Here is a 4995-nt window from a genome sequence, read left to right as displayed (position 1 = left end):
TAACTATTCCTCCTCACTTAATTATTAGATATTATTTCCACAAATACCATTAGTTAATACAAAAAAAATAATGTAGCTAGATTTGTTTACACAAATCTAGCTACATTCCCATTAATTTTGTTCCAAGTAATAAATATATAGAAAAACCAGGGCTTTAGCTCCCCTGGTTTAATAATTTTCTAGTTCTGTTTTTACTAAAATTAAATTCAGTCCATGAATTTTCTTTATCAAGCACTTCTTTTCTGTATTTCAAGTTTTTATCAATAACTATTTTTATATTGCTGTCGCTCTTATCTCTCAGTTCAATCAAGTAAGGAACGGCTTCAAAAGACAATGAAGTCAAATAATAAGCATCCAGCTTGCCAGTTTCATTATAGCGCTCTATATTTTTTCTGGCTATAAACCCATCCATATTAAGGTAGTTTATTAGTGTATACATAATTATTGTTATCACAACTATGCTTTTCACTATAGGAATTTTTTTGCACCAAATGCCAGCACCCACAACCAGGCACAGTATGAAAAGCAGCAGCATAAATAAATGCACTGATATCCTTAAAAAAGTATATCCAAAAGCAGCCTCATACAAAGTTAGCTTAAAATTAGCAGAAAAAAGCATATTTAAGGTAAATGCTACGAGCACAGTTAAAAGAAGATTTGCTATCTTTAAAAGCCTTTTATTATCTTTTTTTATATATTTCACGCAGCTTAGCACTATTATAAAATTGATAAAGGTAACTGCGGCCAGCTCAAAGAAGCCTTTTCTAGCATACTCTGCATAGGTAAAATTAGCAGGCAGTGCTATATTATCTCCACCATAAAGATAAGAAAATTGAATCATTGTGAAAATCAGATACAGTATATTTAAAGCAACCAATACAGTTATTATTGTAACGGTCTCCCACCGCGCATCAGGGGCTGAGAGGCTCTTCTCAATTGCTTTTTCCTCACTCTTAAAGCTCCAAATATAACCAAATAAATAGAAGGTTATAAATAAAATAATTATGGTATGTGGTACAAACTCTTCTATATTTATATTATTAAAAATCTCTGTCAGGTTAGTAAAGTAGTAGCCAAAAACCATATCTGCAGAACTTAAAAGTAATATTAAAATCACAAGCAAAGGCAAGGAAACAAGTATACCAATCAATATATGCTTTTTTCCTTCCTCCATTTTAACAATTTTTCCTATATTTATTGAAGCTTTAATAATTTTAAAGGGCTTGCTAATATTTTTAAATACATTTACTATGCATTTTCTTAACATTTCAACTATAAAGCTACCTTTATCCCATTTAAGGCTTGGCTTCACTATTAAAATTGAGCTTGTAACCATAAGAAATGAAACTGTTAAAACATTAAAAAAATAAAATATTTCCACTGTATGAACTGCAAAGCTAAAGGACAGCAAAGCAATTGGAATAAGTAAAAACCACCCAAAGCTTTTTTCGAGGCTTATTCGGTCTCTTGTGGACCATAAGAAGAATCCAATACACAGTCCTATGAATATGAAGTAGGATATACCAAAGGCCTTATCAATAAATAATCTATCAAATATAATCCCTATCAGCAGTGAAAATAACAGGCAGTATAAGCCTTCTTTAGTTTTAGTTTCCGTAGTTTCATTGATTTGCATTGTAAACCCTCCTTTTATTCTGCTCTAAACTCCAAAATATCTCCCGGTTGACATTTAAGCTCCCTGCAAATAGCCTCCAGTGTAGAAAACCTTATAGCCTTTTCTAAGAGAGTAAAGAATAAATACCAAGGAAGAAGTCCAAATAAAAAACAATATACAGTTTACTATATATTTTCTATTTGATGCCCCAATATCCCCTGGAGTTAATATACTTATAATTAAACTTATAAAGGTTAATACCCCAAAATCAATAAGCACATTTAATACAATTATCAAAAATCTGGCCATAGAATTATATTTGTTCTCTTTCATAAGTCACTGCCTCCATTTACAAGTTTGTAATTTTATAATACTACATCCGCTCAATAATATCAATAATTATTTATTGTTTATCAATAAATAATTATTGATATTAGAAAGCTGCTTAGAGGTTAGAGGTATATTAGGTTAAGTAAGGGGCTAGTCTTGTACTTACTTAAGTGATATCAATTGGGTGAGAGATACTTCAGGATGGAAAACTGTACAAAAGATTGATACTTATATAAGCTGCATTGTGATGGCTCAAGAATATGGAAGTTGTTATTACTGATAAGGGTAAATATACAGATGAAGGTTTTGGAACTACGGAAAAAGTTGCAAATGAATTAGTTATTAAAAGTACTGATGCTGGTATAAGTGGATTGTCTAAAGTAGCACAACTTAATCTTTCTTTCTTTTTCCCTTATCCATCCACTCTCGTCTACAAATCTTATATAATATATTTCCAAGTTCATCCTCATAATAATAATTAGCTGTAGTCTCCTTGTGATAATTAAATATATCTCTAATTTATAAAAAAATAAGACGCAATTGTAATTTAAGTTGATGTAACTGTGCCTAAAAGAAATTGTTCTGGGAGTCTTTATTTAGAAGGATTTTGGAACGATTTATAGAATGTATATAGTTAAAGACATAATTGTAAATATTGTTAATAAAAGGGACGAATGAATGGAACTTGCAATTCTTTATTATTTAATATTACCGATTTCAGTAATGCTTTTTTTTATTAATGTTATTATAACTATTAAAAAGTTTTTAGCATTCCAATATATATTTTTCAACATAATGTTTATCACTATATTGTCAGGTATACTTATATGCCTTGCTTTACCTTTATTTTCATCTAATAACATAAGCATTTATAATCAATATTGGACTACCCTTGGCAGATTAATAGTTGAGGGGGCTACCAATATAACGGATACATTGAGTTCCGGTTTTCCAGAAGTATATCGTGATGTGTTATTTTTAAACACTCTAATTTATGGCATGATACATTATGTAGCACTATCATTTTTTTTAGGTGTTATTCCTGCCATAGGTCTTTTTTATTTTAGAAAAAAAACAACTCCCAGTATGAATAAAGTAAGTGAGTTCTTGAAATGATGAAAAATAAATGAGATAAAAAGTTCGTGGAATGTCGAATTTTTCTTAAAGGTTGCAACAATCATGATTTGGAGATTGTTGCAACCTTGTAATTTAATGTGACATATGAAAGATGTAAAACAACTCAATAAATAGTAATTTGTAGAGGAGATGTGAGTATGAAAACAAGAACTATTATGATTTTTCCTGAATTTGAAAATATTGATGTTATTAATGATATCCGTAAAAAATATGACCCATTGGCAGAGTTAGTGTTGCCACATATTACTTTGGTCTTTCCTTTTAATAGTGAGTTGACTAATGAGGAATTAAATTTGTATTTAAAAGATTGTTTAAACGACATACAACCATTTAAAGTTGAATTAGAAGGGTTCAGTATGCAGGAAGATAAATATGGAAATTATTTGTTTTTAAATGTAGTACAAGGTATGAATGTTATTAAAAACATTCATGATATGCTATATAAAGACAAACTAAAGCAATTTGATATTGCTTATGATTATGTTCCACATATGACAGTTGGAAAAGTATCTTCTAAGGCGTTTCTTGATAAAGCATTTGATGATGTAAATAAATGTAATGATAAATTTAGCACTATGGTCAAAAAGATATCAGTTGAAATGATTGGTGAGCATGATGAATCAATTATCATAATAGAGCATGAACTAAATTGACAAATTCTAATTTGTAGAGTTGATGTAAAATAATTTCAGATTCAGTTCTGTCGTATCTTTCATTTAAGGTGTCGCAACTGTAATAAAATGCGTAGCAGAGCGGGTATTAAAATGAATGATTTAGCAAGAGTAAAAATTGTTAAAATGGATTGGTTATCAGAAGAAGCACAGGAGGCAGATGTAATATTTGAGTTTAAGGGTAAGACCTATCATGCATTTGGATGCCCTGTTGATTTCAAAGAAGAAGCCCTCTACAATCTTAGGTTCGACTACTTGGAAGGTATAGATGTGCCCTATCATGTAATGTTTAGTGAGAATGAGGATGAAATCAAAGACTTAATTCCTAAATCAAAAAATAAGTGGTCTTATTCAGCATATGGTCAGGTTCTATCTATTAATCCAGTAATTGTTGATTGTGGTATTGCTAAATTTAATATTGGATATAAATTTAGAGAAGAACAATTAATTGGAACATACATATTCTTTGATATAGGTAGATTAGATATTATTAATGAATAATTGTAGAAAAAGACGAAGTAAGCATTATTTATATAATATGCAGATAAATAGTAATTTGTAATGGAGATTATTTAATTTTAGGAGGTGCAAAATGAGTACAAATAACGCTTTGGCAAAAATAGCAAAAACGGAGGCATTAAAATGCTTTCACGGATTTGTCATGGAGAGAGAATCAAATATTGATTTAATAATATATGATTTTCCAAACTGGTCGTTAGAAAAAGCTGATAGAAATTGGTGTGCTGCATTTGTGTATTATTGTTGCAAAAAAGCAAGTTATGATATTCCAATACGTCCGAACGAATGTCGTTCATGTAATTTGGCAGGTTGTGGTGCTTGGGAGGAATGGGCTTTAGCAGATGATAGAATAGAGTATATCGTAGGTACTGATGATTCTTATACTCCTGAAATTGGAGTTATTGTACTCTTTGATAAGGTTTTTAATAACTCGGAGCATGACCATATCGGAATTGTTATAGAAAACAAACCCAATTCAATTGTTGTTGCAGAAGGTAATATCAATAATATCTCTGGGATAATTGAACGGAAGAAAGATTCACATATACGAGCATATATCCGAATTCCAGATAACTTCTCGTATAATGAAAATGAGCATACCCTGTAATCTACAAATTCCAATTGTGCGCCCAGCTAAGGGTAATTAACCTAGCAGGTGGAAATCCTGTCTGAGTAAGGTCTAGCCAACCAACAGTAGCGAGTCTTGAGTTGTCATCAGTAATG

General features: G+C 30.5%; 6 protein-coding genes and 1 pseudogene. 5 read left to right on the top strand and 2 right to left on the bottom strand.

The features are described from left to right. Positions 1-154: 154 nt before the first annotated feature. Both KPL50_RS26030 and KPL50_RS26025 read right to left on the bottom strand, forming a co-directional pair. Complete coding sequence (locus KPL50_RS26030; protein WP_216301395.1) at positions 155-1636, bottom strand: DUF4153 domain-containing protein; 1482 nt, start codon at positions 1634-1636, stop codon at positions 155-157. Between the two features lie 14 nt (positions 1637-1650). Further along, positions 1651-1737 (bottom strand): annotated as a pseudogene (locus KPL50_RS26025) (helix-turn-helix domain-containing protein); the annotation flags it as partial. Positions 1738-2205: 468 nt separating this feature from the next. Between KPL50_RS26025 and KPL50_RS26020 the strand changes: the two are divergent. From KPL50_RS26020 to KPL50_RS26000, 5 genes are all read left to right on the top strand, one after another. Further along, positions 2206-2427 (top strand): hypothetical protein, encoded by a 222-nt coding sequence (locus tag KPL50_RS26020; RefSeq protein WP_216301394.1) that lies wholly within the window; start codon positions 2206-2208, stop codon positions 2425-2427. 196 nt (positions 2428-2623) lie between these two features. Beyond that, positions 2624-3061, top strand: a complete 438-nt coding sequence (locus tag KPL50_RS26015) for a hypothetical protein (protein WP_216301393.1) — start codon at positions 2624-2626, stop codon at positions 3059-3061. 158 nt (positions 3062-3219) lie between these two features. Further along, the gene (locus tag KPL50_RS26010; protein WP_216301392.1) at positions 3220-3735 is read left to right on the top strand and encodes a 2'-5' RNA ligase family protein; all 516 of its coding nucleotides are present in this window, start codon (positions 3220-3222) and stop codon (positions 3733-3735) included. A 111-nt stretch (positions 3736-3846) separates the two neighbouring features. Then, complete coding sequence (locus KPL50_RS26005; RefSeq protein WP_216301391.1) at positions 3847-4254, top strand: hypothetical protein; 408 nt, start codon at positions 3847-3849, stop codon at positions 4252-4254. Positions 4255-4345: 91 nt separating this feature from the next. Continuing rightward, the gene (locus tag KPL50_RS26000; protein ID WP_216301390.1) at positions 4346-4879 is read left to right on the top strand and encodes a CHAP domain-containing protein; all 534 of its coding nucleotides are present in this window, start codon (positions 4346-4348) and stop codon (positions 4877-4879) included. Positions 4880-4995: the final 116 nt, after the last annotated feature.

The organism is Clostridium sp. CF012 (assembly GCF_018861755.1).
Lineage (GTDB): Bacteria > Bacillota > Clostridia > Clostridiales > Clostridiaceae > Clostridium_AD.
Note: the sequence above shows the minus strand (reverse complement) of the source record. Positions and strands in the feature narration are given on the sequence as shown.

Bases quoted from the DNA above. Each gene is read 5' to 3' on its own strand.
- KPL50_RS26030 (WP_216301395.1), bottom strand. From the start codon at position 1,636: ATGCAAATCAATGAAACTACGGAAACTAAAACTAAAGAAGGCTTATAC.
- KPL50_RS26020 (WP_216301394.1), top strand. From the start codon at position 2,206: ATGGAAGTTGTTATTACTGATAAGGGTAAATATACAGATGAAGGTTTT.
- KPL50_RS26015 (WP_216301393.1), top strand. From the start codon at position 2,624: ATGGAACTTGCAATTCTTTATTATTTAATATTACCGATTTCAGTAATG.
- KPL50_RS26010 (WP_216301392.1), top strand. From the start codon at position 3,220: ATGAAAACAAGAACTATTATGATTTTTCCTGAATTTGAAAATATTGAT.
- KPL50_RS26005 (WP_216301391.1), top strand. From the start codon at position 3,847: ATGAATGATTTAGCAAGAGTAAAAATTGTTAAAATGGATTGGTTATCA.
- KPL50_RS26000 (WP_216301390.1), top strand. From the start codon at position 4,346: ATGAGTACAAATAACGCTTTGGCAAAAATAGCAAAAACGGAGGCATTA.